This window comes from Streptomyces sp. NBC_00988, from assembly GCF_045162645.1.
In the GTDB taxonomy this organism is placed as follows: domain Bacteria; phylum Actinomycetota; class Actinomycetes; order Streptomycetales; family Streptomycetaceae; genus Streptomyces.
Genome location: NZ_CP108730.1, coordinates 10,384,786 through 10,409,958 on the forward strand (window position 1 = coordinate 10,384,786; position 25,173 = coordinate 10,409,958).

The following is a 25,173-nucleotide window of genomic DNA, read 5'->3' on the forward strand; positions in this document are numbered from 1 at the left end:
CGTGATCATGTCAACGATATTACGGTCCCCCATGCATCGCCACCGCCCCCTGTCTCCCCTCCCTCTCCGGCGGCACCAGCGCGACAGTTCCGGCATTTCATTACGTAAGGAGTGGCACGTGTTCCATTCCATCCGAGATCTGAGACGAGCCCTCGTCTGGGTGGTCAGCACCGTGATGCTGGCCGCCGTAGGCGTCTTCGCTCTGGCTGTCCCACCCGCCGCGGCGGCGTCCACCGCCACCGGCGGCAGCGGCGCGAGCCTGCCGTACGTCGAGGTGCAGGCGGAGAACTCCGCCACCAACGGCTCGGCCATCGGCCCGAGTTACACCGCGGGCCAGCTGGCCGACGAGGCGTCGTACCGCAAGGCGACGACGCTGCAGGGCACCGGCCAGTACGTCACGTTCACCACGCCGGTGGCGACCAACTCGATCAACTTCCGCTACAGCATCCCTGACACCTCGGGCGGCTCGGTCTACACCGCCGCGCTGTCGCTGTACGTCAACGGCGTCAAGCAGCCCGACTTCACCCTGACCAACGCCTACAGCTGGTACTACGGAAGCTACCCCTTCACCAACACCCCGGGCAGCAACCCGCACCACTTCTACGACGAGGCCCACCGCCTGTTCACCACCACCTATCCGGCGGGAACGACCTTCAAGCTCCAGGTCGACGCGGGCGACACCGCCTCCTCGTACACGATCGACTTCGCCGACTTCGAGCAGGTCGGCGCCGCCCTGACCGCACCCTCGGGCGCGGTGTCGGTGACCAGCAAGGGCGCCGACGCGACCGGAGTGGCTGACGCGACCAGCGCGTTCAACGCCGCGATCAGCTCCGCGGGCCCCGGCGGCACCGTGTGGATCCCGCCGGGCACCTTCAACATCCCCGGCCACATCAGCGTCAACAACGTCACGATCGCCGGCGCCGGCATGTGGTACTCGACCGTCACCGGCACGGCCCCCGGCTTCTACGGCAACTCCGCGCCCAACGCGAGCACCGACGTCCACCTGCAGAACTTCGCGATCTTCGGCAACGTGCAGGAACGCGACGACAGCGCGCAGGTCAACGGCATCGGCGGTGCGCTGAGCGACTCGACCGTCTCCAATCTGTGGATCGACCACATGAAGGTCGGCGCCTGGATGGACGGACCGATGGACGGCCTGACGTTCACCGGCATGCGTATCCGTGACACCACCGCCGACGGCATCAACTTCCATGGCGGGGTCACCAACTCGAAGGTGACCAACAGCGACATCCGCAACACCGGCGACGACGGCATCGCCACCTGGGCGGACTCCGGCATCGGCGCCGACGCCAACGACACGATCTCCAACAACACCGTGTCCCTGCAGATCCTCGCCAACGCCATCGCGATCTACGGCGGCCACGACAACACCGTCAGCGGCAACCGCGTGGTGGACACCGGCATCGCCCAGGGCGGCGGCATCCACGTGGGGCAGCGCTTCACGTCGACGCCGGTCGGCACCACCACGATCTCCGACAACACCATGGTCCGGGCCGGCAGCCTCGACCCCAACTGGCAGTTCGGCGTGGGTGCGTTGTGGTTCGACGGCAGCCAGGGCGCGATCACCGGCCCGATCAACGTGACCAACGCGCTGATCCAGCAGAGCCCTTACGAAGCGGTCCAGTGGGTCGAGGGCACCATCAGCGGGGTCAACCTCAACAACGTGACCATCGCCGGCACCGGCACCTTCGCCCTCCAGGAACAGACCGGCGGCGCCGCCAAGTTCACCAACGTCACGGCGACCGGTGTCGGTTACTCGTCCCCGGTGTACAACTGCTCGGGCGGCAACTTCGTCATCACCGACGGCGGCGGCAACTCCGGCATCAGCGGCACGCCGTACTGCGGCGGCTGGCCCGCTCCGGTCTACCCGCCCTACCCGTCCGAGGGCGTGACGGCCACGCCCGGCGCGCTCAACTTCGGTTCGGTGGCGACCGGTTCGACGAGCGCCGCGCAGACCGTGACGGTCTCCAACCCGACCAGCACCGCCGCGTCCGTCTCCTCGATCTCCACCAGCGGCGACTACGCCCAGACCAACACCTGCGGTTCGTCGATCGCGGCGAACGGCTCGTGCACCGTCAGCGTGAAGTTCTCGCCGACGGCGACCGGGAGCCGTAACGGCGCGCTCACCGTCAACGCGGGCGGGACCACCAGCACGGTCAGCCTCTCCGGTACCGGCACCGCTCCGGGCCCGGTGCTGAACACCGACCCGGCGAGCCTGTCCTTCCCCGCCACGGTGGTCGGCTCGTCGGCCACCGCGCAGACGGTGACGGTGACCAACTCGGGCACCGCGCCGGCGACCGTCTCGGCCGTCGCGGCGACCGGTGACTTCAGCCAGACCAACAACTGCTCCACCCTCGCGGTCGGCGCGTCCTGCACGGTGACCGTCGGCTTCAAGCCCACCACGGGCGGATCGCGCGCGGGCACCCTGACCGTCACCAGCAACGCCAACAACAGCCCAACTGCCGTATCCCTGACCGGCAGTGGCATCGACAGCACCACCAACATCGCCGCCGGGCGTCCCGCGTCGGCGAGTTCGAGCACGAGTCCCTACGTCGCCTCGAACCTCACCGACACGGACGCGTCGACGTACTGGGAGGGCACGGACGGTTCGTTCCCGCAGTGGGCCCAGGTCGACCTCGGCCAGAACTACGGCGTCGGCAAGGTCGTGCTCAAACTCCCGCCGGCGACGGCGTGGTCGGCCCGTACGCAGACCCTGTCGGTGCAGGGGTCCACGGACGGCTCCACCTTCTCCACCATCAAGGCCTCGGCCGGGTACACCTTCGACCCGAGCGCCAACGGCAACACCGTGACCATCACGTTCAGTTCGGCCACGGCGAGATACGTGCGGGTCAACATCACCGCCAACACGGGCTGGGACGCTGCCCAGTTGTCGGACTTCGAGGTGTTCCCGAGCAGCGGCGGCTCCTCACCGGCGACCCTGTCGGCCGACCCGACGTCATTGTCGTACGCCACTCAGGCGCTCAACACCTCCAGCGGCGCGAAGACGGTCACGGTGACCAACTCCGGTACGGCGGCGGCCACCGTCTCCGGTATCACCGTCACGGGCGACTTCGCGCAGACCAACACCTGCGGTTCGTCGATCGCGGCGGGCGCCTCCTGCACCGTGAGCGTCACGTTCACACCCACCGCGTCCGGCACCCGCGCCGGTGATCTCAGCATCGCCAGCAACGCGTCGAACGGCACAACCACGGTCGCGCTGACCGGAGTCGGCGCCGGCACGGTGAGCAGGAACCTGGCGGCCGGCGCGGCCACCACCGAGTCCAGCCACACCGACGTGTACGCGTCGTCGAACGTCACGGACGGCAACCAGGGCACCTACTGGGAGAGCGCCAACAACGCCTTCCCGCAGTGGGTCCAGGTGGACCTCGGTTCGGCACAGAGCGCGAGCTGGGTCGTCCTCCAGCTCCCCGCGACCTGGGGCGCCCGCAACCAGACGCTGTCCCTGTCGGGCAGCACCGACGGCTCCTCCTTCAGCACCCTCAAGTCGTCGGCGACGTACACCTTCGATCCCACCACCAACAACACGGTCACCCTCACGTTCAGCGCGACCACCCAGCGGTACCTCCGCGTGAACATTACGGCGAACAACGGCTGGCCGGCGGGTCAGATCTCGGAGTTCCAGGTCTGGAACACCTGATCCGACCCGAAGGTGCCGCCGAGCGCGAGCGTGAGCGCGCTCGGCGGCACCGCCCACCGAAGCGGAGCAAGCAGGCGTCAACAGGAGTCCGGAGGAGTCCAGATGGGTGTCACACGCAGAGTCTTCCTGAGAGCCGCGATCGCGACCACGGCCGTAGGAACGGTGGGAGCGACCGAGGCCGTGCTCGCCCCCGCCGCGTCGGCGGCCAGCGCGCCGGGCGACGTCGTCGGCAAGATCACCGTGGGCTACCAGGGCTGGTTCGCCTGCATCGGTGACAGCGCGCCCATCAACGGCTGGTGGCACTGGACCCAGAACTGGAGCCAGCCACCGTCCCCGACCAACACCGGCATCAGCTGCTGGCCCGACGTGCGGGAGTACACCAACACCTACCAGACGTCGTACGCCGCCCTGGGCAACGGCCAGCCCGCCAAGCTGTTCTCCTCCTACGACCAGCAGACGGTCAACACCCACTTCCTGTGGATGCAGCAGAACAACATCGACACGGCGGCCCTGCAACGCTTCAACCCCACCGGGGGAGAGGGCCCCACCCGCGACGCCATGGCGACCAAAGTACGCGCCGCCGCCGAGTCGTACGGGCGGAAGTTCTACGTCATGTACGACGTCTCCAACTGGACGAACATGCAGTCCGAGATCAAGACGGACTGGACGAACAAGATGTCCGCGCACACGGCGAGTTCGGCCTACGCGAAGCAGAACGGCAAGCCGGTCGTCTGCATCTGGGGCTTCGGCTTCAACGACCCCAACCACCCCTTCACCCCCGACGCCTGCCTCGACGTCGTCAACTGGTTCAAGAATCAGGGCTGTTACGTCATCGGCGGCGTCCCGCGCGAATGGCGGACGGGCACCGGGGGTTCACAACCCGGCTTCTCGGGCGTCTACCACGCCTTCAACATGATCTCGCCGTGGATGGTCGGCGCCATCGGCAACGTGACCGAGGCCGACAACGCCTACACCACCTACACCGTCCCCGACCAGGCCGACTGCAACGCCAACGGCATCGACTTCCAGCCCTGCGTCCTGCCCGGCGACGTCTCCGGCCGGCAGCGCGCGCACGGCGACTTCATGTGGCGGCAGTTCTACAACATGGTGCGGGCCGGGGTGCAGGGCATCTACATCTCCATGTTCGACGAGTTCAACGAGGGCAACCAGATCGCCAAGACGGCCGAGACCCAGGCCTGGGTGCCCACCAACTCCGGGTTCCTCGCCCTCGACGAGGACGGCACCGCCTGCTCCTCCGACTACTACCTGCGCCTCACCGGCGACGGCGGCCGCATGCTCAAGGGGCAGCTCGCACTGACCTCAACTCGCCCCACCCAGCCCGTAGTTCCGAACGGCGGCGACACCACACCGCCCGCCGCGCCGGGTGGGCTGACCGTCACCGGGCACACCAGCGACTCCGTCTCGCTGAGCTGGAACACGGCCACCGACAACGTCGGCGTGAGCGGCTACCGAGTCCTGCGGGTCTCCGGCTCGACCAGCACCCAGGTGGGTACGACCGGCTCAACCTCCTTCACCGTCAGCGGACTTGGCGCTTCCACCGCTTACACCTTCGACGTCGTCGCCTACGACGCTGCGGGCAACGTCTCGCAGCCCTCCAACCAGGTCACCGTCACGACCGACCCACCGTCCAGCACCACCAACCTGGCGCTCCACCAAGCGACTTCGGAGAGCAGTCACACCCAGACGTACGCCTCGGGCAACGCGACCGACGGCGACGCCAACACCTACTGGGAGTCCGCCAACAACGCCTTCCCGCAGTGGATCCAGGTCGACCTGGGCGCCGCGACCGGCGTCAAGCGGATCGTCCTGAAACTTCCCCCGGCCACCGCCTGGACCACCCGTACCCAGACGATCTCCGTCCAGGGCGGCACGGACGCCGGCACCTCCACCCTGCTGCTCGCCTCGGCGGGCTACACCTTCGACCCGGCGACCGGGAACACCGCGACCCTGACGCTTCCCTCCACCGTCACCACCCGCTACGTACGGCTCAACATCACCGCGAACAACGGCTGGCCGGCCGGGCAGGTATCGGAGTTCCAGGTCTTCGGCGCCTGACTCCCGCACGTCCGGTGGGGGTGTCGCCAGGACCACCCCCGATCCGGTCCTCAGGCCCAGGGACCGTGAGCGCCGTCGGCGGCAGGATTCAAGACGTACCGAATCCACCACACGGAACTCCGGGGGACCCCATGAACGAAATGTCGGCCAGGCGTCTGGCGGGCGGTGCGGGCATCGCCGCCGCCGTCGCTCTCATCGTCGAAGTGCCCCTGTACTTCGTCTACTCGGGCCCGCCGCCGGATGCCAACGTGCTGGCCCGGCTGCTGATCGGGATCGTCGCGCTGGCGTTCCTGCTCGTGTTCGTGACCGCGTTCCGCGAGCTGGTGAAGCGCGTGAATCCCGACTACGAGTGGGCCGGTTCGATGGCCTTCACGGCAGGGCTGGTCTACACGACGATCACGCTGGTCTCCAGCGGACTGGAGGCCGGCGCCGTCATCGCCGCCGACCACCCGATCGACCCGACGATCGACGTCAGCGGCACCTACATCCTCTACGGGTCGATCTCCCGGCTGATGCTGGCGTTCTTCCTGACCGCGCTGGGCTTCGCCGTCTCCCGCACGCGACTGCTGCCGCGCTGGACCAGCAGGTCGGCGTACGTGCTGGCCGGGATCAACCTCGCCTTCGTGCCGTCCCTGTTCTTCGGGAACACTCCCGCGCACTTCTACGCGGCGAACGGCTGGGGCACCACCGCCCTGATGGGCGCGATCCTCAGCTACTGGCTGCTGGCCCTGGGCATCTCCACCTACCGCAGCGCGAAGGCACCCGCGGTGGGGGCACTCACCTAGGTGCCCGGTGCGGGCCGGATACCCAGGGTGGGTATGGTGGCTCCATGGCCCGTCCCGAGCAGCCCGTAGGACCGCACCCTCGCGTGCGGTCCTACGGGCTGCTCGTCGCCGCCCTGCTGTTCGGCCTGCTCGGGATGCACGGGCTCGGGCCCGTTCCCATGGCCGAGCCCGCTCACGGGCACTCCATGGCGGCTACGACCGTAGCGACGGGCGAGAGGGCGTCGACGCCGGACGCCTGTGATCACGGCGCGGGCGACTGCGGCAGCCACATGGAACACGCCGACGCGACCTGCGCCTCCGCGTCCGTCGCCGGGGCACCGGCCGTGGTTCCGGTGCTGCAACCCGATGTGGCGGCCTGCGCCCAGGCGCCGGACGGTCGTACGTCCAGGACGGGCAGCGGTCCCGACGGGGGCCGGGCCCCGCCCTCCCTCGCCGAACTCCAACTCCTGCGGATCTAGAGCGGCCCGCGCGACACGTCACCGTGCGCGCACCGGGATGCCCTGAACGGATCCACACACCAGGAGTTCCCCCATGACCGCACAGCGCAGGTTCGTCCGTCGTACCGTTCTCGCCGTCACCGCCTCGGTGGCCGCCCTCATGCTCGCTGCGTGCGGCAACGACGGCGACAGCAAGGCGAGCGGCGGAACCGCGACCGCGTCCAGTACCGCGACCGGCGGCCACAACGCCGCGGACGTCTCGTTCTCGAAGGAGATGATCCAGCACCACCGCCAGGCCGTGGAGATGGCCGGACTGGCCGCCGGCCACGCCTCCTCGGCGCAGGTCAAGACCCTCGCCACGAAGATCGAGGGCGCCCAGGCCCCGGAGATCAAGACCATGTCCGGCTGGCTCACCTCGTGGGGCGAGCAGGTCCCCCAGGACATGTCCGGCATGGACTCCGGCATGAACCACGACATGTCGTCGTCCGCCACGCCCGGCATGATGAGCGACGCAGACATGGGCAAGCTGGAGAAGGCATCCGGCGCCGCCTTCGACACCATGTTCCTCAGCATGATGGTCGAGCACCATGAGGGCGCCATCTCCATGGCCAAGACCGAGAAGGCGGACGGGAGTTACGCCCCCGCCACCGAACTCGCGGCCGACGTGATCACGGCTCAGAGCGCCGAGATCACGCAGATGGACAAGATGCTCGGCAAGAGCTGACGCCAGAGGTGGAGGGTTGGGCCGACCGGTCCCACCCTCCACCCGGGCTCAGCCTTCTTCAGCGGCCTCGCGCCGTTTCCGCTGCTCCTCGAACAGCCGTAGGAACTCCTTCGCCTGTTCCTCCGCCACGCGGCGCTGCTCGGTCTCCTCCTCGTTCAGCACCCGGTACTCGTCGAACACGCCCTCCTCGCGGAGCTGCTTCTCCTGGACGGCGGTGGGGAGTTCGGGGTCGGGGTCGGAGGGGCGCGGGCCCTCGGGACCGTCCGGGCCGACGCGCACGAGGCGTTCTACGCGCACGATGCGCGTCCGGCAGCCGTCGATCACGATCTCGTCGCAGCGTTCGGCGTCGATCCGGTCGGCCAGCCGCCCGTACTCCGCCTTGGTCTCCTCGTCGAGCTGCTCCATGACCGGCGCCATCACGCGCAGATAGGAGGTGAGCGTGTCCCGTGATCCCTGCGGGCTGGCGTTCGTCATCTGCGTCGGCGCCCAGTGGCCGTCCGAGAACTCGGCCGCGGTGAACTCGGCGGGCAGCAGCACGCCCCCGGGATGCGTCTTCAGGGCGCGCCGCGAGTCCTTCCGTACGGCGGCGGGAGCCGTGCCCGGAGCGTGGACCAGTGCCAGCAGCTCCATCCGCAGGATGCCCTCGGACATCCCCGTCGGGGTGTACGGATCGATCACGAAACCCTTGGTACGGCCGCGGTATTCGTGACCGTGCCCCACCTTCGCCGGGTCGGGGTCGGACGGCCGGGGCGGTTCCGGCCCCGTCGGTCCCATCCGGATGAACTGGTCGCCCCGCACGATCCGGAACCGGCGCCCCAGCACCGTGAGTTCGTCCAGGGCCTCCCAGTCCAGCCGCTCCGCGTTCCGCAGCCACTCCTGCTGTGTCTCCGTGTCGCCCGCGTCCTCGGCGGCCCGCGCCCGTTCGCGGAAGGTCATGGCCATGGTGTCGCGTGCGCCCTGCGGATAGGGGGTGGAGAAGAGGGAGACGATTTTCCAGCCGCCGGTCTCGATCTCCTCGGCCACACCGAATATCGCGCCACCACCGCCGAGGACGTTCGGATAGGCCTTTCGGGCCTGCCACGCCTCCACGTCCGCGAGGGCCGCCGCCGGGGCGTCCGGCTGGGCCTCCATCCTGATCATCCGGTATCCGGGTACCTGATCACCGTGCTCAGACATGCTTCCAGCATGCCCGGGGCGGGGGACGGTTCGCGACGAATCAACGCAACCGGCCCACCAGTTGAACTCGCGGGGCACCGCTTTCGGCCATGCGCCCCCGACCCCGGGGTGATAGACGTCGGACATGAACAACTCGATCATCCCCACCCGCCCGGCCGGTGTCCGATGACCGCGGGCGCCGACACCCCCGACCGCCGGGGCCGCACCGGCCTGGACCGCACCGGCCTCGACCTGACCGGCAACCCGCGCGTCAAGGTCCGCGACGTGACCCTGCTGTCCAGTCACTGGTACGTCGAGCGCACCACGACCTTCGACTTCCAGCACGGCGACGGCACCTGGACCAGCCAGGAACGCGAGACCCACGACCGCGGCAACGGCGCGACCCTGCTCCTCTACGACGCCGAGCGTGAAATGGTCCTGCTCACCCGCCAGTTCCGCTTCCCCGTGTACGTCAACGGCCACCCTGACGGCATGCTCGTCGAGACCCCGGGCGGACTCCTCGACGACGATGACGAGCACCCGGAGGAGGCCGTACGCCGCGAGGTGGTGGAGGAGACGGGGCACACCGTGGGGGAGGTGGAGCACGTCTTCGACGTCTACATGAGCCCCGGCTCGGTCACCGAACGCATCGGCTTCTACGCCGCGTCCTACGGCCCCTCGACCCGCACCCACGAGGGCGGCGGTCTCCAGGAGGAGGGCGAGGACATCGAGATCCTCGAACTGCCCTTCCGCAGAGCCCTGGAGATGATCCGCACCGGCGAGATCGCCGACGCCAAGACCATCATGCTGCTCCAATGGGCCGCGCTGGACGGGCCGTTCGCCAAGTAGCCGCGCGGGGGCTTGACTTGAAGTGCGCTTCAAGAGGGAGACTCCCGTTCGTGCCCGGCCGACCCGGGTGCCAACGGGAGGGACCACTATGAAGTACCGCACGATAGGGGCCGATCCGGCGCACCGCCGTGAGGTGAGCGTGCTCGCGCTCGGCGCGATGCTGTTCGGCTCCCGCACCGACGAAGCGACCTCCTTCGCCGTGCTCGACCGCTATGTCGAGGCCGGCGGGAACTTCATCGACACGTCCGACAACTACGCGTTCTGGGTCGACGGAAGCCAGGGCGGCCAGAGCGAGAAACTGCTCGGCCGGTGGCGGCGCAGCCGCGGCATCGGCGACGAGATCGTGATCGCGACCAAGCTCGGCGCCCGCCCGCTGGCACCGGGCACGGGGTTCGTCGACAACCCGGAGGGCCTGTCCGCGAAGGTCATCCGCGAGTCGGCCGAGCGCAGCCGCGAACGCCTCGGTGTGGACAAGCTCGATGTGCTGTACGCGCACATCGAGGACCAGAGCGTTCCGCTGCAGGAGACCGTCGAGGGGTTCGCCGAGCTGGTCGCCGAGGGCACCGTCGGTCTCCTGGGCGTCAGCAACCACGCCGCCTGGCGCGTGGAACGGTCCCGCGCGCTCGCCGCCGCGGCCGGACTGCCCGGTTACGAGGTCCTCCAGTACCAGCACAGCTATCTGCGCCCCCGGACCGACGTACCCTCCGAGCTCTTCCCCGACGGCAGCCTCGGCAGTGCCGGCCCGGACCTGCTCGGTTATCTGCGCGCGGAGCCCGCCCTCACCCTGGTCGCCTACTCACCCCTGCTGGCCGGCGCCTACACGCGCAAGGACAAGCCCCTGGGCGCCGAGTACGACCACCCGGGCACCCCGGCCCGCCTCGCCGCGCTGCGGGAGGTGGCGAAGGAGACCGGGGCGAGTGTCAACCAGGTGGTGCTGGCCTGGCAGTTGGGCGGGCCGCTGCCGATCGTCCCGCTCGCGGGGGCGTCGTCGGTGGCCCAGTTGGAGGAGAACCTTGCTGCCGTGGACCTGGAGTTGACGGCGGAGCAGCGGGAACACCTCGACTCCGCCGTGTAGTTCAGGGCCTGACCAGCAGCTGGAAGTCGAACGCGTACCGCGACGCCCGGTAGATGTGCGTGCCGTACTCGACCGCCCGCCCCGTGTCGTCGTAGGCCGTGCGCTGCATGGTGAGCAGGGCGGCGCCCTCCTTCTCGTCGAGGCGGGTGGCCTCCGCGGGGGTGGCCGAGCGGGCGCCTATCGTCTGGCGGGCGCTGTGCAGGGTGATGCCGGCGGTGCGCAGCATCCGGTACAGGCCCGTCGACTCCAGCCGGGCGGTGTCGAGTTGGAGCAGGTTCGCCGGGAGGTAGTTGCAGAGGAACGCCACCGGCTGGCCGTGGGTGGAGCGCAGCCGTTCCAGGAGGGTGACCTCGCTGCCCTCCGGGACACCGAGGGCGGCCGCGACATCCGCGGTCGCGGGCACGCCCTCGTTGCGCAGCACCTCCGTGGTCGGGCCCTGTCCGGCCGACTCCAGGTCGTCGTAGAGGCTGCTGAGTTCCAGCGGTCTCTTGACCTGGCTGTGCACCACTTGCGTGCCGACCCCGCGCCGCCGGACCAACAGCCCCTTGTCCACGAGGGATTGGATGGCCTGGCGGACGGTGGGGCGGGACAGGCCGAGGCGTACGGACAGGTCGATCTCGTTGCCCAGGAGGTTGCCCGGCGCCAGAGTCCCGTGCTCGATCGCCGACTCCAGCTGCTGTGCGAGCTGGTAGTACAGCGGCACCGGACTGTTGCGGTCCAGGGCGAAATGCAGGGCATCGAGCGGGGACCCGTTCGCGGCACGCGCGTAGTCACCGGTCTTCGCCACAGGGGCACCTCCTCACGGATCGTGACGGACAGTCAGGAGTTGCTGGGGAAGCCGAGGTTGATGCCACCGTCGGCAGGGTCCGGCCAGCGGGTGGTGATGACCTTGCCCTGGGTGTAGAAGGCGACGCCGTCGTTGCCGTAGACGTGGAGGTCCCCGAAGAGGGAGTCCTTCCAGCCGCCGAAGGAGTGGTAGCCGACGGGCACCGGGATCGGCACGTTCACGCCGACCATGCCCGCCTTGACCTCCATCTGGAAGCGGCGGGCGGCGCCGCCGTCCCGGGTGAAGATGGCGGTGCCGTTGCCCCAACGGGAGCTGTTGATCAGGGTGATGGCCTCGTCGTACGACTCGGCGCGGACGACGACCAGGACCGGGCCGAAGATCTCGTCCTTGTACGCGTCCGCCGTCAGCGGCACCTTGTCGAGGAGGGAGACGCCGAGGAAGAAGCCGTCCTCGTGGCCCTCGACCGAGAGGCCGGTGCCGTCGACGACGACCTCGGCGCCCTGGGCCGCGGCCGAGGCGACGTACGACGCCACCTTGTCGCGGTGCTCGCGGGTGATGAGCGGGCCCATCTCGGACGCCGGGTCGTTGCCCGGGCCGATGCGCAGGTTGCCGGCGCGCTCGGCGATCTTGGCGACCAGCTCGTCGCCGGTGTCGCCGACCGCGACCACGACGGAGACGGCCATGCAGCGCTCGCCGGCCGAACCGTAGGCCGCGTTGATCGCCTGGTCGGCCGCGAAGTCCAGGTCGGCGTCGGGGAGGACGAGCATGTGGTTCTTGGCGCCGCCCAGGGCCTGCACGCGCTTGCCGTGCTCAACCGCCTTGAGCTGGATGTACTTCGCGATCGGCGTCGAGCCGACGAAGGAGACGGCCTCGACGTCCGGGTGCTCCAGGATGCGGTCGACGGCCACCTTGTCGCCCTGCACGACGTTCAGGACACCCTGGGGGAGGCCTGCCTCGGAGGCGAGTTCGGCCAGGCGGTACGACGCCGACGGGTCCTTCTCGCTGGGCTTGAGGACGAAGGTGTTGCCCGTCGCGATGGCCAGCGGGAACATCCACATCGGCACCATGGCGGGGAAGTTGAAGGGCGTGATACCCGCAACTACGCCCAGGGGCTGCCGAATTGAGGCCACGTCGACGCGCGTGGAGACCTGCGTCGACAGCTCGCCCTTCAGCTGCACGCTGATGCCGCAGGCGAGTTCGACGATCTCCATGCCGCGCGCGACCTCGCCGAGCGCGTCCGAGTGGACCTTGCCGTGCTCGGCGGTGATCAGCTCGGCGATCTCGTCGCGGTGCGCGTCCAGCAGCTCGCGGTACTTGAACAGGATCGCGGTGCGCTTGGCGAGCGAGGCGACGCCCCAGCTCTCGAACGCGGCCTTGGCGGAGGCGACGGCGGCGTCCACCTCGTCGACGGTCGCGAAGCCGACCTGCTTCTCCTGGGCGCCGGTCGCCGGGTTGTACACGGGGCCGAAGCGGCCCGAGGTGCTCTCGACGGGCTTGCCGTCGATCCAGTGGGTGATCGTCTTCATGGTGCAAAGGCCTTTCGGGGGAGGGGAGTTCAGAGGTGACGGCGACGGTCGGCGACCTGGCGGTCGTACTCCTCGCGGGCCTGTACGGCCGACTCGCGCGAGGCGGTCTCGGCGACCGGCACGTCCCACCAGGCCTCGGCCGGGGGAGCGGTCGGGGTGGCGGTGTCGGTCTCGACGTAGACGCAGGTCGGGCGGTCGGAGGCGCGGGCCGTGGCGAACGCCTCGCGCAGTTCGCGGACCGTCTTGGCGCGCAGGACGTCCATGCCGAGGCTGGCCGCGTTGGCGGCGAGGTCGACCGGGAGCGGGGCGCCGGAGAAGGTGCCGTCGGCGGCGCGGTAGCGGTAGGCGGTGCCGAAGCGCTCGCTGCCGACCGACTCGGAGAGGCCGCCGATGGAGGCGTATCCGTGGTTCTGGATCAGGACCAGGTTGACCGGGAGGCACTCCTGGACCGCCGTGACGATCTCGGTCGGCATCATCAGGTAGGTGCCGTCGCCGACCAGCGACCAGACGGGGGTGTCGGGGGCGGCCTGCTGGACGCCGATGCCGGCCGGGATCTCGTAGCCCATGCAGGAGTAGCCGTATTCGAGGTGGTACTGGCGCGGGCTGCGCGCTCGCCAGAGCTTGTGCAGGTCGCCGGGGAGGGAACCGGCCGCGTTGATCACTACGTCGTCGTCGCCCACTACCGCGTCGAGGGCGCCGAGGAGCTGGGTCTGGGTCGGTACGGCGTTCTCGTCGGGGGCGGTGAACGCGGTGTCAACAACCCGCTCCCAGCGCTCCTTGCCCTCGCGGTACTCGGCCTCGTAAACCGAGTTCACACGGTGATCGGCGAGTGCCTCGGTCAACGCGGTGAGTCCCGCCCTCGCGTCGCACACCAGGGTGCGCGCGGCCAGCTTGTGGGCGTCGAACGCGGTGATGTTGAGGTTGACGAACCGCACGTCCGGGTTCTGGAAGAGCGTGTTGGAGGCTGTCGTGAAGTCCGTGTAGCGGGTGCCGACGCCGATCACCAGGTCCGCGGTGCGCGCGATGTCGTCGCTGACCGCCGTGCCGGTGTGGCCGATGCCGCCCAGGTCCGCCGGGTGGTCGTAGCGGAGCGAGCCCTTGCCCGCCTGGGTGGAGGCGACCGGGATGCCGGTGGCGTCCACCAGCGCCTTCAGCGCCTCCTCGGCGCGGCTGTGGTGGATGCCGCCGCCCGCGACGATCAGCGGACGCTCGGCGGACCGGATGGCCTCGACGGCCTCCGCCAGCTCGAAGGGATCGGCCGCGGGACGCCGTACGTGCCACACGCGGTCGGCGAAGAACTCCTCCGGCCAGTCGTACGCCTCGGCCTGAACGTCCTGCGGCAGCGCGAGAGTTACGGCTCCCGTCTCCACCGGGTCGGCGAGGACGCGCATCGCGTTCAGCGCGGCCGGGATCAGGGCCTCGGGGCGCATGACGCGGTCGAAGTAGCGGGAGACCGGGCGCAGCGTGTCGTTGACCGAGAGGTCGGCCTCGACGGGGTGCTCCAGCTGCTGGAGCAGCGGGTCGGCGGCGCGGGTCGCGAAGTAGTCGCCGGGGAGGAGAAGCACCGGAAGGCGGTTGACCGTGGCCAGGGCGGCGCCCGTGACCAGGTTGGTGGCGCCCGGTCCGATGGACGTCGTGACGGCCTGCGCGGAGAGCCGGTCGAGCTGGCGCGCGTAACCGACTGCCGCGTGCACCATGGCCTGTTCGTTGCGGCCCTGGTGGAACGGCATCGTGTCCTCGCCCGCCTCAAGGAGCGCCTGGCCGAGTCCGGCGACGTTGCCGTGGCCGAAGATGCCCCAGGTGCCGGCGATCAGCCGGTGCCGTACGCCGTCGCGCTCGCTGTACTGGACCGACAGGAACTGCACCAGGGCCTGGGCGACGGTCAGGCGGCGGGTGGGGGTGCTCATCAGGACTTCTCCGGTGCCGTGTAGAGGGGGAGGCGGGGGTCGACGGGCTGCTCGGGCCACGTGCCGCGGACCCAGGCGTGATCGGGGTGGTCGCAGATCAGCCAGGAGCGGTCGTCCTCGGGACCCGCCATGACGTTGAGGTAGTACATGTGGTGACCGGGCACCGCCATCGAGGGCCCGTGCCAGCCGTCCGGGATCAACACGACGTCCCCGCCCCGCACTTCGGCCAGCACGTCCGTGTTACGGCCCTGCCCGGACGGGGAGACGCGCTGGTAGCCGAGACCGGGGGTGCCCTCGTGGTCGGCGAACTCGAAGTAGTAGACCTCTTCGAGGACGGACTCCTCGCCGGGCCGGTGCTCGTCGTGCTTGTGCGGCGGGAAGGACGACCAGTTCCCGCCGGGCGTGATCACCTCTACGGCGATGAGCTTGTCGCACTCGAAGACGCCGGCCGCGCCGAAGTTGTTGACCTGGCGTGAGCTGTTGCCGGTGCCGCGCAGCTCCACCGGCACCGACGAGGCCGGGCCGTAGCGGGCGGGCAGGCGGCGGGTGCAGCGGGCGCCGGTCAGCGCGAAGCGGCCACCGCCGGGCGACAAGATCGTCGTACGGGAATCGCGGGGCACGTACGCGAAGTCGCTCACGGCGGTGAACACGCTCTCGCGGCCGTGGAGCTCGAAGGTGTCGTGGCCGAAGTCGTCGGCGGCGGAGACCGTGCAGGCGCCGCTCAGCGGGACGACGATCCACTCGCTGTCGTCGGTGTCGAAGGTGTGGGTGCCGCCCGGCGGCAGCTCCAGGACCCGCAGGCTGGAGTAGCCCCAGGCCGCCGACTCGGGGGTGACGTCCACGACGTAGGGGCCGCCGAGGGCCTTGCCCGCGGGAAGGTGGTACGCGCTCGTCATGGTGTGCCTCCGGTTCACAACAGACCTACAGCGGTGTCCACCGCCGTCTCCACGCCGCCGTCGGCGGGGTAGAGCAGGGAGCGGCCCACGACCAGGCCCTGGACGGTGGGCAGGCGCAGCGTCTTGCGCCACTTCTCGTACGCGCCCTCCTGGTCGTCGCCGACCTCGCCGCCGAGCAGGACGACGGGCAGGGTCGACGTCTCCAGGACCTCGGCCATGTCGTCCGGGTCGTCGGTGACGGGCAGTTTCAGCCAGGTGTAGGCGGAGGTGCCGCCCAGACCCGAGGAGATCGCGATCGAACGGGTCACGGCCTCGGCGGACAGGTCGTTGCGGACCTTGCCGTCGACGCGGCGCGATATGAACGGCTCTACGAACAGGGGGAGTTGGCGCGCCGCCATGTCGTCTATCGCCCGCGCGGTGGACTCCAGGGTGGTGAGCGAGCCCGGGTCGTCGTAGTCGATGCGGAGCAGCAGTTTGCCCGCGTCGAGGCGGAGGCGGGCGATGTCCTCGGCGCGGTGGCCGGTGAACCGGTCGTCCATCTCGAAGGCAGCGCCGGACAGGCCGCCGCGGTTCATCGAGCCCATCACGACCTTGCCGTCCAGGACGCCGAGGAGGAGCAGGTCCTCCAGGATGTCGGCGGTGGCCAGCACCCCGTCGACGCCCGGCCGGGACAGCGCTATGCAGAGGCGTTCCAGCAGGTCGGCGCGGTTGGCCATGGCCGTGCGGCGGTCGCCGACGCCCAGGGCGCCGCGGGCCGGGTGGTCGGCGGCCACGATCATCAGGCGGCCGCTGTCGCCCAGCAGCGGGCGGCGCACCCGGCGGGCGGCCGCCTCGGCGATCGCCTCCGGATGCCGGGCTCTGACCGTGACCAGGTCGGGAATGCTGATGCTCAAGAGAAGCTCCGTTCAGGGGTGGCTGTGGCGGCCACGCGATCAGTCGCTCACTCGCGCGCCCACGAGGAGGTCCTCGACCTCGGACTCGGTGGGCATCGCGGTGGAGCAGGCGAGACGGGAGGCGACGAGGGCGCCGGCCGCGTTGGCGAACCGCATGGACCGTTCCAGGTCCCAGCCGGACAGCAGGCCGTGGCACAGGGAGCCGCCGAACGCGTCGCCCGCGCCGAGGCCGTTGAGCACCTCGACCGGGACCGGCGGTACCTCGGCGGTCGTGCCGTCGCGGTGCACGGCCAGGACGCCCTTGGGGCCCTGCTTGACCACGGCGAGTTCCACGCCCGCGTCGAGCAGTGCCTGGGCGCAGGCGCGGGGCTCGCGGACGCCGGTGGCGATCTCGCACTCGTCGAGGTTGCCGACCGCGACCGTCGCGTGGCGGAGGGCCTCGGCGTAGTACGGGCGGGCCTCCTCAGGGTCCTTCCAGAACATCGGGCGCCAGTCCAGGTCGAAGACCGTGGTGCCCGCCTTGTCGCGCGCCTTGAGGGCGGCGAGCGTGGCGGAGCGGCTCGGCTCCTCGCTGAGTCCGGTGCCGGTGATCCAGAAGACGCGGGCCTGGCGGATCGCGAAGTAGTCCAGTTCCTCGGTGCGGATCTCCAGGTCCGGCGCCTTCGGCTGCCGGTAGAAGTACAGCGGGAAGTCGTCCGGCGGGAAGATCTCGCAGAACGTCACCGGGGTCGGGTACTCCGCGACGGGCGTGACCCAGCGGTCGTCGACCCCGAAGCCCTTGAGGGCCTCGTGCAGATACGTCCCGAAGGGGTCGTCGCCGGTGCGGGTGATCACCGCGGTGGTCCGGCCGAGCCGGGCGGCGGCGACCGCCACATTGCTCGCGGAACCCCCGAGGAACTTGCCGAACGTCTCCACACGGGCCAGCGGTACGCCAGACTGCAGCGGGTAGAGATCGACCCCGATGCGGCCCATGGTGATGAGATCGAAGGACTGGGCTGACTCGGCCATGCGCGACACTCCTCTGAGCTGCTGGGGGTGGGCGGGTCCCAGGGGCCTGCCGCCTCCCAGGTGTAGGTCTCGGAGGGGCTCCGTGTCAATAGTTTGTACTTACATTCGGACCTGCTCGTGAAATGATGTCTTAACAAAGTATTGACAGCGGACGCGCCCAGGGATTTGATTCCGTCCCAGCGCAACAGCCGTGTTTCGCGGCAAACGACCCAGGGCCGACAGGCCCTGAGCCCGGATTTCTGCGATCATGACTCCCTTTCCCCTGAAGCACAGTGAGGTGCAGGAAAGATGGACCGTTCCACGTACTCCCGCTCGCGCAGAATGGCCCCCTTCGTGGCGGTGGCCGCGGCAGCGGCCCTGACCCTCGCCGGCTGTTCCAGCAGCTCGGGCGGCAAGAAGGCCACGGAGGACAGCTCCGGCGCCTCCGCGGGCAAGGCGAGCACTCCTCGGATGACGGTCGCCCTGGTCACGCACCAGGCTCCCGGCGACACGTTCTGGGACATCGTCCGCAAGGGCGCCCAGGCCGCCGCCGACAAGGACAACATCAAGCTCATCTACTCGGCCGACCCGAACGCGGGCAACCAGTCGAACCTGGTGCAGAACGCGATCGACCAGAAGGTCGACGGCATCGCGGTCACCCTCGCCAAGCCCGACGCCCTGAAGGACGTCATCGGCAAGGCGAAGTCCGCGAACATACCCGTCGTCGGGCTCAACTCCGGTCTCAGCGACTGGAAGAAGCTCGGACTGCTGGAGTTCTTCGGCCAGGACGAGACGGTGGCCGGCGAGGCGCTCGGCAAGCGGCTGAACACGGAAGGCGCCAAGAAGGCCGTCTGTGTCATCCAGGAGCAGGGCAACATCGGTCTGACGCAGCGCTGCGACGGTGTGAAGAAGACGTTCACCGGCACCACCGAGGTGCTCAACGTCAACGGCACGGACATGCCGTCGGTGAAGTCGACGATCACCGCCAAGCTCACGCAGGACAAGGCGATCGACTACGTCGTCACCCTGGGCGCCCCGTTCGCCATGACGGCCGTGCAGTCGCTGTCCGACGCGGGCAGCAAGGCGAAGGTCGCGACCTTCGACCTGAACAGCACCCTGACCGGCGCCATCAAGAAGGGCACCGTCCAGTTCGCGGTGGACCAGCAGCCGTACCTCCAGGGCTACTTGGCGATTGACTCCCTGTGGCTCTACAAGAACAACGGCAACTACAGCGGCGGTGGTGAGCAGCCCGTACTGACCGGCCCGGCCTTCGTCGACAAGACCAACGTCGACGCCGTCGCGAAGTACGCCGCCAACGGAACCCGGTGATGAGCATGACCCAGCACGCCGAGCCGGCGGTGACCTCACCGCCGGCCCCCGGCCCCAAGGAATCCGACGGCCGGACCGCTGAACGGCCCCTGGCGCTAAGGCTGTTGGCCCGCCCCGAGGTGGGTGTCTTCCTCGGCGCCGCCGCCGTGTACGTGTTCTTCCTGATCGCCGCTCCGCCCGTGCGGGACGGCGCCTCGATGGCGAACATCCTCTACAGCTCGTCGACGATCGGCATCATGGCGCTGCCGGTCGCCCTGCTGATGATCGGCGGCGAGTTCGACCTCTCCGCCGGTGTCGCCGTCATCACCTCCGCGCTCACCGCGAGCATGCTCAGCTACCAACTCACCATGAACGTGTGGGTCGGTGTGATCGTCGCGCTGCTGGTGTCGCTGGGGATCGGGTTCCTCAACGGGTGGATGGTCGTCAAGACCGGACTGCCCAGCTTCCTGGTCACCCTGGGCACCTTCCTGATCCTCCAGGGCGTCAACCTCGCCGTGACGAAACTGGTCACCGGCAACGTCGCCACCGACGACATCAGCAACATGGACGGCTTCGACCAGGCCAAGAAGGTCTTCGCGACGTCCTTCGACATCGGTGGCGTCGACGTCAAGATCACCATCATCTACTGGCTGGTGTTCGCGGCGATCGCCACCTGGGTCCTGCTGCGCACGAAGTACGGCAACTGGATCTTCGCGGTCGGCGGCAACAAGGACTCCGCCCGTGCCGTGGGTGTGCCGGTGGCGTTCACCAAGATCTCCCTGTTCATGCTGGTCGGTTTCGGCGCCTGGTTCATCGGCATGCACCAGCTGTTCACCTTCAACACCGTGCAGTCCGGCGAGGGTGTCGGCCAGGAGCTGATCTACATCTCCGCAGCCGTGATCGGCGGTTGTCTGCTGACCGGCGGCGCCGGCTCGGCGATCGGCCCGGTCTTCGGCGCGTTCATGTTCGGCATGGTGCAGCAGGGCATCGTCTACGCCGGCTGGAACCCCGACTGGTTCAAGGCGTTCCTCGGCGTGATGCTCCTCGGCGCCGTCCTCATCAATCTGTGGGTCCAGCGCACCGCGACCCGGAGGTGACCTTCATGGCAAGCAACGAATCCGGCACTCACGGCGCCATCCTCGAAGACAAGGCGCCGAGCGAAGCGGACGCTCCGATCGTCCAGCTCCGCAACGCGGGCAAGTCCTACGGCAACATCCGTGCCCTGCACGGTGTCGACCTCGCGGTCCGCCCGGGCCAGGTCACCTGCGTGCTGGGCGACAACGGCGCGGGCAAGTCGACCCTGATCAAAATCATCTCTGGCCTGCACCAGCACACCGAGGGCGAGTTCCTCGTCGACGGCGGGCCCGTGCACTTCACCACCCCGCGCCAGGCGTTGGACCGCGGCATCGCGACCGTCTACCAGGACCTGGCCGTCGTCCCCCTGATGCCGGTGTGGCGCAACTTCTTCCTCGGCTCCGAGATGACCAAGGGCCCCTGGCCGTTCCGCCGTCTCGACATCGAGAAGATGAAGAAGACCGCCGACGAGGAACTCCGCAACATGGGCATCGTCCTGGACAACCTCGACCAGCCCATCGGCACCCTCTCCGGCGGCCAGCGCCAGTGCGTCGCCATCGCCCGCGCCGTCTACTTCGGCGCCCGCGTCCTCATCCTGGACGAGCCGACCGCAGCCCTCGGCGTCAAGCAATCCGGCGTGGTCCTCAAGTACGTGGCCGCAGCTCGCGAACGCGGTCTCGGGGTCATCTTCATCACCCACAACCCGCACCACGCCTACATGGTCGGCGACCACTTCAGCGTCCTGCGCCTGGGCACCATGGAGTTGTCGGCGGAGCGCAGCGAGATCACGCTGGAAGAGCTGACCAACCACATGGCGGGCGGCACCGAACTCGCCGCACTCAAGCACGAGTTGTCCCAGGTACGCGGCGTCGACGTCGAAGAACTCCCCGACGAGAAGTCCCTGAAGGCGCCGGTGGCCGCGTCTCCCGAAGGGACCGCCTGACATGTCGGACCGTCCCTTCCTGGACCGCATCCGGGTCGGCTCCGCACCCGACTCGTGGGGCGTGTGGTTCCCGGACGACCCTCAACAGGTGCCGTGGCAACGGTTCCTGGACGAGGTCGCGCAGGCCGGCTACTCCTGGATCGAGCTGGGCCCGTACGGCTATCTGCCGACCGACCCGGCCCGGCTCACGGACGAGATCGCCCGGCGTGACCTGAAGGTCTCCGCGGGCACGGTCTTCACCGGCCTGCACCGGGGCCCGTCCGTCTGGGACGCGACATGGGAGCACGTCGGCCAAGTCGCCGCGCTCACCCAGGCGATGGGCGCGCGGCACCTGGTCGTCATCCCCTCCTTCTGGCGGGACGACAAGACCGCCGAGATCCTGGAGCCGCCGGAGCTGACCGGCGAGCAGTGGGCCCACCTCACCAAGGGCATGGAGCGGCTCGGGCACGAGGTCAAGGAGGCGTACGGGCTCGACATCGTCGTCCACCCGCACGCCGACACCCACCTCGACACCGAGGACCACGTCGAGCGCTTCCTCGACTCGACCGACTCCGAACTGGTCAACCTCTGCCTGGACACTGGGCATTACGCCTACTGCGGCGGCGACAGCGTCAAGCTGATCGAGGCGTACGGCGAACGCATCGGCTATCTGCACCTCAAGCAGGTCGACCCGGAGATCCTCGCCGACGTCGTCCGGAACGAGGTGCCGTTCGGGCCGGCCGTGGCGCGCGGAGTGATGTGTGAACCGCCGTCCGGCGTACCGGAGTTGGAGCCGGTGCTGATCGCGGCGCAGCGCCTGGGCGTGGAGCTGTTCGCGATCGTCGAGCAGGACATGTACCCGTGCGAGCCGGACAAGCCGCTCCCCATCGCGGAGCGCACCCGCAAGTTCCTCCGTTCCTGCGGTGCCTGACGACCCGAAAGGACGGCCGATGGCCATGAACCCGCGCGACCCGCTCGGAGTGGCAGTCGTCGGAACCGGAAAAATGGGCGCCGACCACGTCCGCAGGATCCAGGACGTGGTCAACGGAGCCCGGGTGAGCGCTGTCGTGGACATCGACGCCGAGCGCGCCAAACGGATCGCGTCCGGTGTCGACGGCTGCACCGCGTACACCGACCCGGCCGCCGCGATGGCGGCGGCCGACGTCGACGCGGTCCTGATCGCCTCACCGGGCCCCGCCCACGAGGCAGCTTTGCTGACGGCCTTCGAGCACGACCTCCCGGTCCTGTGCGAGAAGCCGCTCACGCCGGACGCGGCCTCGGCGCTACGGGTGATGGAGGCGGAGCTGCGCCTCGGCCACCGCCGGGTGCAGGTCGGCTTCATGCGGCGCTACGACGCCGAGTACATGAAGCTCAAGTCCCTTCTGGGAACAGGCCAGTTGGGCAGACCGCTGATGCTCCACAACCGGCACCGCAACGCCGCCAGCCCGCCCTTCTTCACCAGTTCCATGCTCATCAGCGACTCCGTGGCCCACGAGACGGACGCGACGCGCTGGCTGCTGGGCCACGAGATCACGGCCGTGACGGTGCTGCGCCCGCGCCCCACGGCGAGCGCCCCGGACGACCTCCAGGACCCGCAGTTCGTCGTCTTCGAGACCGACGGCGGCGCGATCGTCGACGTCGAGATGTTCGTCAACTGCGGCTTCGGCTACCAGGTTCAGGCCGAGATCGTCTGCGAACGCGGCACCGCCCGCATCGGCGACGGCCACGCCATGGTCACCAACATGGCCGGCCGCTGGGGCGGCACCATCGCCCAGGACTACGTCGAACGCTTCGCCGACGCCTACGACCGCGAGATCCAGACCTGGGTCGACGCGACCCGCCGCGGCGAGGTCACCGGCCCGAGCGTGTGGGACGGGTACGCGGCGGCGGCCGTGTGCGAGGCGGGGGTGCGGGCGTTGGAGGACGGCGTGCGGGTGGAGGTCGAGCTGGTGGAGCGGCCCGCGTTCTACCTGTGACCGACGTCGTCGGGGGCGGCGCGTGCGACCACGCGCCGCCCCCGACGTCTGTCCACCGCTACTGCGGAACCGACACGCGCGGCCTCGGTTCGAACTCCGCCGCGCGATAGGCCGCGTCGATCAGTGTCATCGTCGCCACCGCGTCGTCCGGGCCCAGCGGGAGAGGCGCGCCCTCCCTCAACCTGGCGGCGAACGCCTCCAGTTGATAGGTGTACGACGACCTCCTGCCCAGCCGCTCCGTGCGTTCGCCGTCCGTCGTGCGGATCACGATGCGGTCGTCCAACTGCGGCAGCACGAAGTTCGGCGCGAACGCCTCGCCCCGGCTGCCGATGATCCGGCAGCTCATGTCCAGCTTGTCGTACGCCATGTGGCAGCGGGCGGAGCCCGTGGCGCCGCTCGGGAAGGCGAGGTCGGCGTCCAGCCACTCGTCGACGCCCGGCGCGCCCACGTGTTCACCGCCGCGGGCCGAGACCAGCCGGGGCGCGCCGCCCGCCCAGGGGGCCAGCATGCGCTGGGCGTGCAGGCTGTAGCAGCCCAGGTCCATCGTGGCGCCGCCGGCCAGGTCCAGGGACCAGCGCGGATCGGTGTCCGCCGGGGCCGGGATCGCGACGAGCGTCTCGACGTGCCGCAGCTCGCCGAGTTCACCGGAGGCCAGCAGTTCGTGCAGGCGCCGGGTGACCGGGTGGAAGAGGTAGTGGAAGGCCTCCATGAAGACCGTCCCGGCTTTGGCGGCGGCCTCCTTCACCTCCGCCGCCTCCTCCGCGTTGCTCGCCGAGGGCTTCTCCGACAGGACGTGCTTGCCCGCCGCGAGCGCGGCGAGGTTCCACGGCCCGTGCAGGCCGTTGGCGAGCGGGTTGTAGACGACCTCCACCTCCGGGTCGGCGATCAGGTCGGCGTAGGAGTCCGCCACCCGTTCGACGCGGTGCGCGGCGGCGTACGCCTCGGCCCGGGACCGGTCGCGCGCGGCCACCGCGACAATGCGGTGACCGGTCGTCCGGGCGGGCCCGATCAGGGAGTTCTCGGTGATCCGAGCCGCTCCCAGTACTCCGATGCGCAGTGGTTCCCGGCCCGGACCGCTCATGCTTCGCGTACCTCCTGGATGGTGACGGGGCGGTGCTCGTGCAGCGACAGGGTGCAGGCGTCGGCGATCCAGCCGGCCTCCAGGGCATCCGCGACCGTGCACGGGGAGGTGCGGGTGCCGGCCACGACCTCGGTGAACGCGGTGAGTTCGGCGCGGTAGGCGGCCGTGAAGCGGTCCATGAAGAAGTCGTGCGGGACGCCCGCCGGGAACGTCACGCCCGGCTCGACCGAGCGCAGCGGCAGCTTGTCCTCCAGGCCCACCGCGATGGAGTCCGTGAAGCCGTGGATCTCCATGCGGACGTCGTAACCCCGGGCGTTGTGGCGGGAGTTGGACACCACCGCGATGGTGCCGTCGTCGAGGGTGAGGATCGCGCCGGTGGTGTCGGCGTCGCCCGCCTCCTTGATGTACTCGGCACCCCGGTTGCCGCCGACCGCGTACACCTCGGTGACCTCGCGGCCCGTCACCCAGCGGATGATGTCGAAGTCGTGGACCGAACAGTCGCGGAAGATGCCCCCGGACGCGGCGATGTACGCGGCGGGCGGCGGCGCCGGGTCCAGCGTGGTGGAGCGCACGGTGTGCAGCTTGCCCAGCTCGCCGGACTGTACGGCGGCGCGCGCGGCGACGAAGCCGGCGTCGAAGCGGCGGTTGTAGCCGATCTGGATCGGCACGCTGCTGCCCTCGACGGCCTTGAGGACCTTGACGCCCTCGGCCATCGTCTTGGCGACGGGCTTCTCGCAGAAGACGGGGATGCCCGCCTCGACGGCGGCCAGGATCAGGCCCGGGTGGGCGTCGGTCGCCGCGGCGATGACGACACCGTCGACCCCGGCGGCCAGCACGGCCTCGGGGGAGTCCGCGACCTCGGCACCGAACCGCTCGGCGGCCTTCTTCGCGGCCTCCGCGAACGGGTCGGCCACGACGAGGGACTCGACGACGTCGAGTCCGGACAGGGTCTCGGCGTGGAAGGCGCCGATGCGGCCGAGGCCGAGGATTCCGATGCGCATGAGGGCTCTTGCTTTCTTGAGAGGTGCGGGTGTGT

The 25,173-nt window shown here is 69.6% G+C and carries 21 protein-coding genes; 12 read left to right on the forward strand and 9 right to left on the reverse strand.

The genetic code is table 11. The annotated features are described in order from the left end of the window. Positions 1-118: 118 nt before the first annotated feature. From OG496_RS46935 to OG496_RS46955, 5 genes are all read left to right on the forward strand, one after another. Positions 119-3,679 (forward strand): choice-of-anchor D domain-containing protein, encoded by a 3,561-nt coding sequence (locus OG496_RS46935; RefSeq protein WP_405975238.1) that lies wholly within the window; start codon positions 119-121, stop codon positions 3,677-3,679. Between the two features lie 102 nt (positions 3,680-3,781). Further along, entirely contained in the window at positions 3,782-5,755 is a 1,974-nt protein-coding gene (locus tag OG496_RS46940; protein WP_405975239.1) for a discoidin domain-containing protein, read from the forward strand. Positions 5,756-5,886: 131 nt separating this feature from the next. Further along, on the forward strand, positions 5,887-6,540 hold the full coding sequence (locus OG496_RS46945) for a hypothetical protein (protein WP_405975240.1): 654 nt from the start codon (positions 5,887-5,889) through the stop codon (positions 6,538-6,540). A 44-nt stretch (positions 6,541-6,584) separates the two neighbouring features. After that, entirely contained in the window at positions 6,585-6,998 is a 414-nt protein-coding gene (locus OG496_RS46950; protein WP_405975241.1) for a DUF6153 family protein, read from the forward strand. A 73-nt stretch (positions 6,999-7,071) separates the two neighbouring features. Beyond that, positions 7,072-7,701 carry a DUF305 domain-containing protein gene (locus tag OG496_RS46955; RefSeq protein ID WP_405975242.1) on the forward strand — a complete coding sequence of 210 codons (630 nt, stop codon included), beginning with the start codon at positions 7,072-7,074 and terminating at the stop codon, positions 7,699-7,701. A 48-nt stretch (positions 7,702-7,749) separates the two neighbouring features. Here the strand turns inward: OG496_RS46955 and OG496_RS46960 are convergent, their stop codons facing one another. Continuing rightward, on the reverse strand, positions 7,750-8,877 hold the full coding sequence (locus tag OG496_RS46960) for a DUF5954 family protein (protein ID WP_399388890.1): 1,128 nt from the start codon (positions 8,875-8,877) through the stop codon (positions 7,750-7,752). A 165-nt stretch (positions 8,878-9,042) separates the two neighbouring features. On the opposite strand from OG496_RS46960, the gene OG496_RS46965 reads away from it, so the two are divergent. After that, positions 9,043-9,705, forward strand: a complete 663-nt coding sequence (locus tag OG496_RS46965) for an NUDIX domain-containing protein (RefSeq protein WP_405975243.1) — start codon at positions 9,043-9,045, stop codon at positions 9,703-9,705. A gap of 88 nt (positions 9,706-9,793) precedes the next feature. Continuing rightward, the gene (locus OG496_RS46970; protein ID WP_405975244.1) at positions 9,794-10,780 is read left to right on the forward strand and encodes an aldo/keto reductase; all 987 of its coding nucleotides are present in this window, start codon (positions 9,794-9,796) and stop codon (positions 10,778-10,780) included. Position 10,781: 1 nt separating this feature from the next. Here the strand turns inward: OG496_RS46970 and OG496_RS46975 are convergent, their stop codons facing one another. Genes OG496_RS46975 through iolC form a run of 6 tightly spaced genes read right to left on the reverse strand, consistent with a single transcriptional unit; the run spans position 10,782 to position 17,797 of the window. Next, positions 10,782-11,567 carry a GntR family transcriptional regulator gene (locus tag OG496_RS46975; protein WP_366491946.1) on the reverse strand — a complete coding sequence of 262 codons (786 nt, stop codon included), beginning with the start codon at positions 11,565-11,567 and terminating at the stop codon, positions 10,782-10,784. Positions 11,568-11,599: 32 nt separating this feature from the next. Then, entirely contained in the window at positions 11,600-13,093 is a 1,494-nt protein-coding gene (locus OG496_RS46980) for a CoA-acylating methylmalonate-semialdehyde dehydrogenase (protein ID WP_366491945.1), read from the reverse strand. A 29-nt stretch (positions 13,094-13,122) separates the two neighbouring features. Continuing rightward, positions 13,123-15,000, reverse strand: a complete 1,878-nt coding sequence (gene iolD / locus OG496_RS46985) for a 3D-(3,5/4)-trihydroxycyclohexane-1,2-dione acylhydrolase (decyclizing) (protein WP_405975245.1) — start codon at positions 14,998-15,000, stop codon at positions 13,123-13,125. Beyond that, positions 15,000-15,896 carry a 5-deoxy-glucuronate isomerase gene (gene iolB / locus OG496_RS46990; RefSeq protein ID WP_327399679.1) on the reverse strand — a complete coding sequence of 299 codons (897 nt, stop codon included), beginning with the start codon at positions 15,894-15,896 and terminating at the stop codon, positions 15,000-15,002. Before iolB ends, iolD begins: the two co-directional genes overlap by 1 nt. A gap of 14 nt (positions 15,897-15,910) precedes the next feature. Continuing rightward, positions 15,911-16,789 (reverse strand): deoxyribose-phosphate aldolase, encoded by an 879-nt coding sequence (locus OG496_RS46995; protein WP_366491943.1) that lies wholly within the window; start codon positions 16,787-16,789, stop codon positions 15,911-15,913. 39 nt (positions 16,790-16,828) lie between these two features. After that, positions 16,829-17,797, reverse strand: a complete 969-nt coding sequence (iolC, locus tag OG496_RS47000; protein WP_366491942.1) for a 5-dehydro-2-deoxygluconokinase — start codon at positions 17,795-17,797, stop codon at positions 16,829-16,831. Positions 17,798-18,085: 288 nt separating this feature from the next. On the opposite strand from iolC, the gene OG496_RS47005 reads away from it, so the two are divergent. From OG496_RS47005 to OG496_RS47025, 5 genes are read left to right on the forward strand one after another with little or no spacing between them, the layout of a single operon-like run. After that, a complete protein-coding gene (locus OG496_RS47005; protein ID WP_366491941.1) occupies positions 18,086-19,105 on the forward strand; it encodes a sugar ABC transporter substrate-binding protein in 1,020 nt (339 codons plus the stop codon). Then, positions 19,105-20,181, forward strand: coding sequence for an ABC transporter permease (locus OG496_RS47010; RefSeq protein WP_405975246.1), 1,077 nt, complete (start codon positions 19,105-19,107; stop codon positions 20,179-20,181). The genes OG496_RS47005 and OG496_RS47010 overlap by 1 nt, the downstream gene beginning before the upstream one ends. A gap of 5 nt (positions 20,182-20,186) precedes the next feature. After that, positions 20,187-21,101 carry an ATP-binding cassette domain-containing protein gene (locus tag OG496_RS47015; protein ID WP_399388884.1) on the forward strand — a complete coding sequence of 305 codons (915 nt, stop codon included), beginning with the start codon at positions 20,187-20,189 and terminating at the stop codon, positions 21,099-21,101. A 1-nt stretch (position 21,102) separates the two neighbouring features. Then, complete coding sequence (locus tag OG496_RS47020) at positions 21,103-22,011, forward strand: sugar phosphate isomerase/epimerase family protein (protein WP_405975247.1); 909 nt, start codon at positions 21,103-21,105, stop codon at positions 22,009-22,011. 25 nt (positions 22,012-22,036) lie between these two features. After that, positions 22,037-23,056 carry a Gfo/Idh/MocA family oxidoreductase gene (locus tag OG496_RS47025; protein ID WP_366492148.1) on the forward strand — a complete coding sequence of 340 codons (1,020 nt, stop codon included), beginning with the start codon at positions 22,037-22,039 and terminating at the stop codon, positions 23,054-23,056. Positions 23,057-23,114: 58 nt separating this feature from the next. Here OG496_RS47025 and OG496_RS47030 read toward each other — a convergent pair whose 3' ends face one another. Continuing rightward, the gene (locus tag OG496_RS47030; RefSeq protein WP_405975248.1) at positions 23,115-24,137 is read right to left on the reverse strand and encodes a Gfo/Idh/MocA family protein; all 1,023 of its coding nucleotides are present in this window, start codon (positions 24,135-24,137) and stop codon (positions 23,115-23,117) included. Beyond that, positions 24,134-25,138 carry a Gfo/Idh/MocA family oxidoreductase gene (locus OG496_RS47035; RefSeq protein WP_365298903.1) on the reverse strand — a complete coding sequence of 335 codons (1,005 nt, stop codon included), beginning with the start codon at positions 25,136-25,138 and terminating at the stop codon, positions 24,134-24,136. The genes OG496_RS47030 and OG496_RS47035 overlap by 4 nt, the downstream gene beginning before the upstream one ends. Positions 25,139-25,173 lie beyond the last annotated feature (35 nt).

Excerpts from the sequence above, each read along its gene's own strand:
- OG496_RS46970 (WP_405975244.1), top strand. The coding sequence starts at position 9,794 with ATGAAGTACCGCACGATAGGGGCCGATCCGGCGCACCGCCGTGAGGTG.
- OG496_RS47015 (WP_399388884.1), top strand. The coding sequence starts at position 20,187 with ATGGCAAGCAACGAATCCGGCACTCACGGCGCCATCCTCGAAGACAAG.
- OG496_RS47010 (WP_405975246.1), top strand. The coding sequence starts at position 19,105 with ATGAGCATGACCCAGCACGCCGAGCCGGCGGTGACCTCACCGCCGGCC.
- OG496_RS46965 (WP_405975243.1), top strand. The coding sequence starts at position 9,043 with ATGACCGCGGGCGCCGACACCCCCGACCGCCGGGGCCGCACCGGCCTG.
- iolD (WP_405975245.1), bottom strand. The coding sequence starts at position 15,000 with ATGAGCACCCCCACCCGCCGCCTGACCGTCGCCCAGGCCCTGGTGCAG.
- OG496_RS46950 (WP_405975241.1), top strand. The coding sequence starts at position 6,585 with ATGGCCCGTCCCGAGCAGCCCGTAGGACCGCACCCTCGCGTGCGGTCC.
- OG496_RS47020 (WP_405975247.1), top strand. The coding sequence starts at position 21,103 with ATGTCGGACCGTCCCTTCCTGGACCGCATCCGGGTCGGCTCCGCACCC.
- OG496_RS47025 (WP_366492148.1), top strand. The coding sequence starts at position 22,037 with ATGAACCCGCGCGACCCGCTCGGAGTGGCAGTCGTCGGAACCGGAAAA.
- iolB (WP_327399679.1), bottom strand. The coding sequence starts at position 15,896 with ATGACGAGCGCGTACCACCTTCCCGCGGGCAAGGCCCTCGGCGGCCCC.
- OG496_RS46980 (WP_366491945.1), bottom strand. The coding sequence starts at position 13,093 with ATGAAGACGATCACCCACTGGATCGACGGCAAGCCCGTCGAGAGCACC.
- iolC (WP_366491942.1), bottom strand. The coding sequence starts at position 17,797 with ATGGCCGAGTCAGCCCAGTCCTTCGATCTCATCACCATGGGCCGCATC.
- OG496_RS47005 (WP_366491941.1), top strand. The coding sequence starts at position 18,086 with ATGGACCGTTCCACGTACTCCCGCTCGCGCAGAATGGCCCCCTTCGTG.
- OG496_RS47035 (WP_365298903.1), bottom strand. The coding sequence starts at position 25,138 with ATGCGCATCGGAATCCTCGGCCTCGGCCGCATCGGCGCCTTCCACGCC.
- OG496_RS46955 (WP_405975242.1), top strand. The coding sequence starts at position 7,072 with ATGACCGCACAGCGCAGGTTCGTCCGTCGTACCGTTCTCGCCGTCACC.
- OG496_RS46940 (WP_405975239.1), top strand. The coding sequence starts at position 3,782 with ATGGGTGTCACACGCAGAGTCTTCCTGAGAGCCGCGATCGCGACCACG.
- OG496_RS46960 (WP_399388890.1), bottom strand. The coding sequence starts at position 8,877 with ATGTCTGAGCACGGTGATCAGGTACCCGGATACCGGATGATCAGGATG.
- OG496_RS47030 (WP_405975248.1), bottom strand. The coding sequence starts at position 24,137 with ATGAGCGGTCCGGGCCGGGAACCACTGCGCATCGGAGTACTGGGAGCG.
- OG496_RS46945 (WP_405975240.1), top strand. The coding sequence starts at position 5,887 with ATGAACGAAATGTCGGCCAGGCGTCTGGCGGGCGGTGCGGGCATCGCC.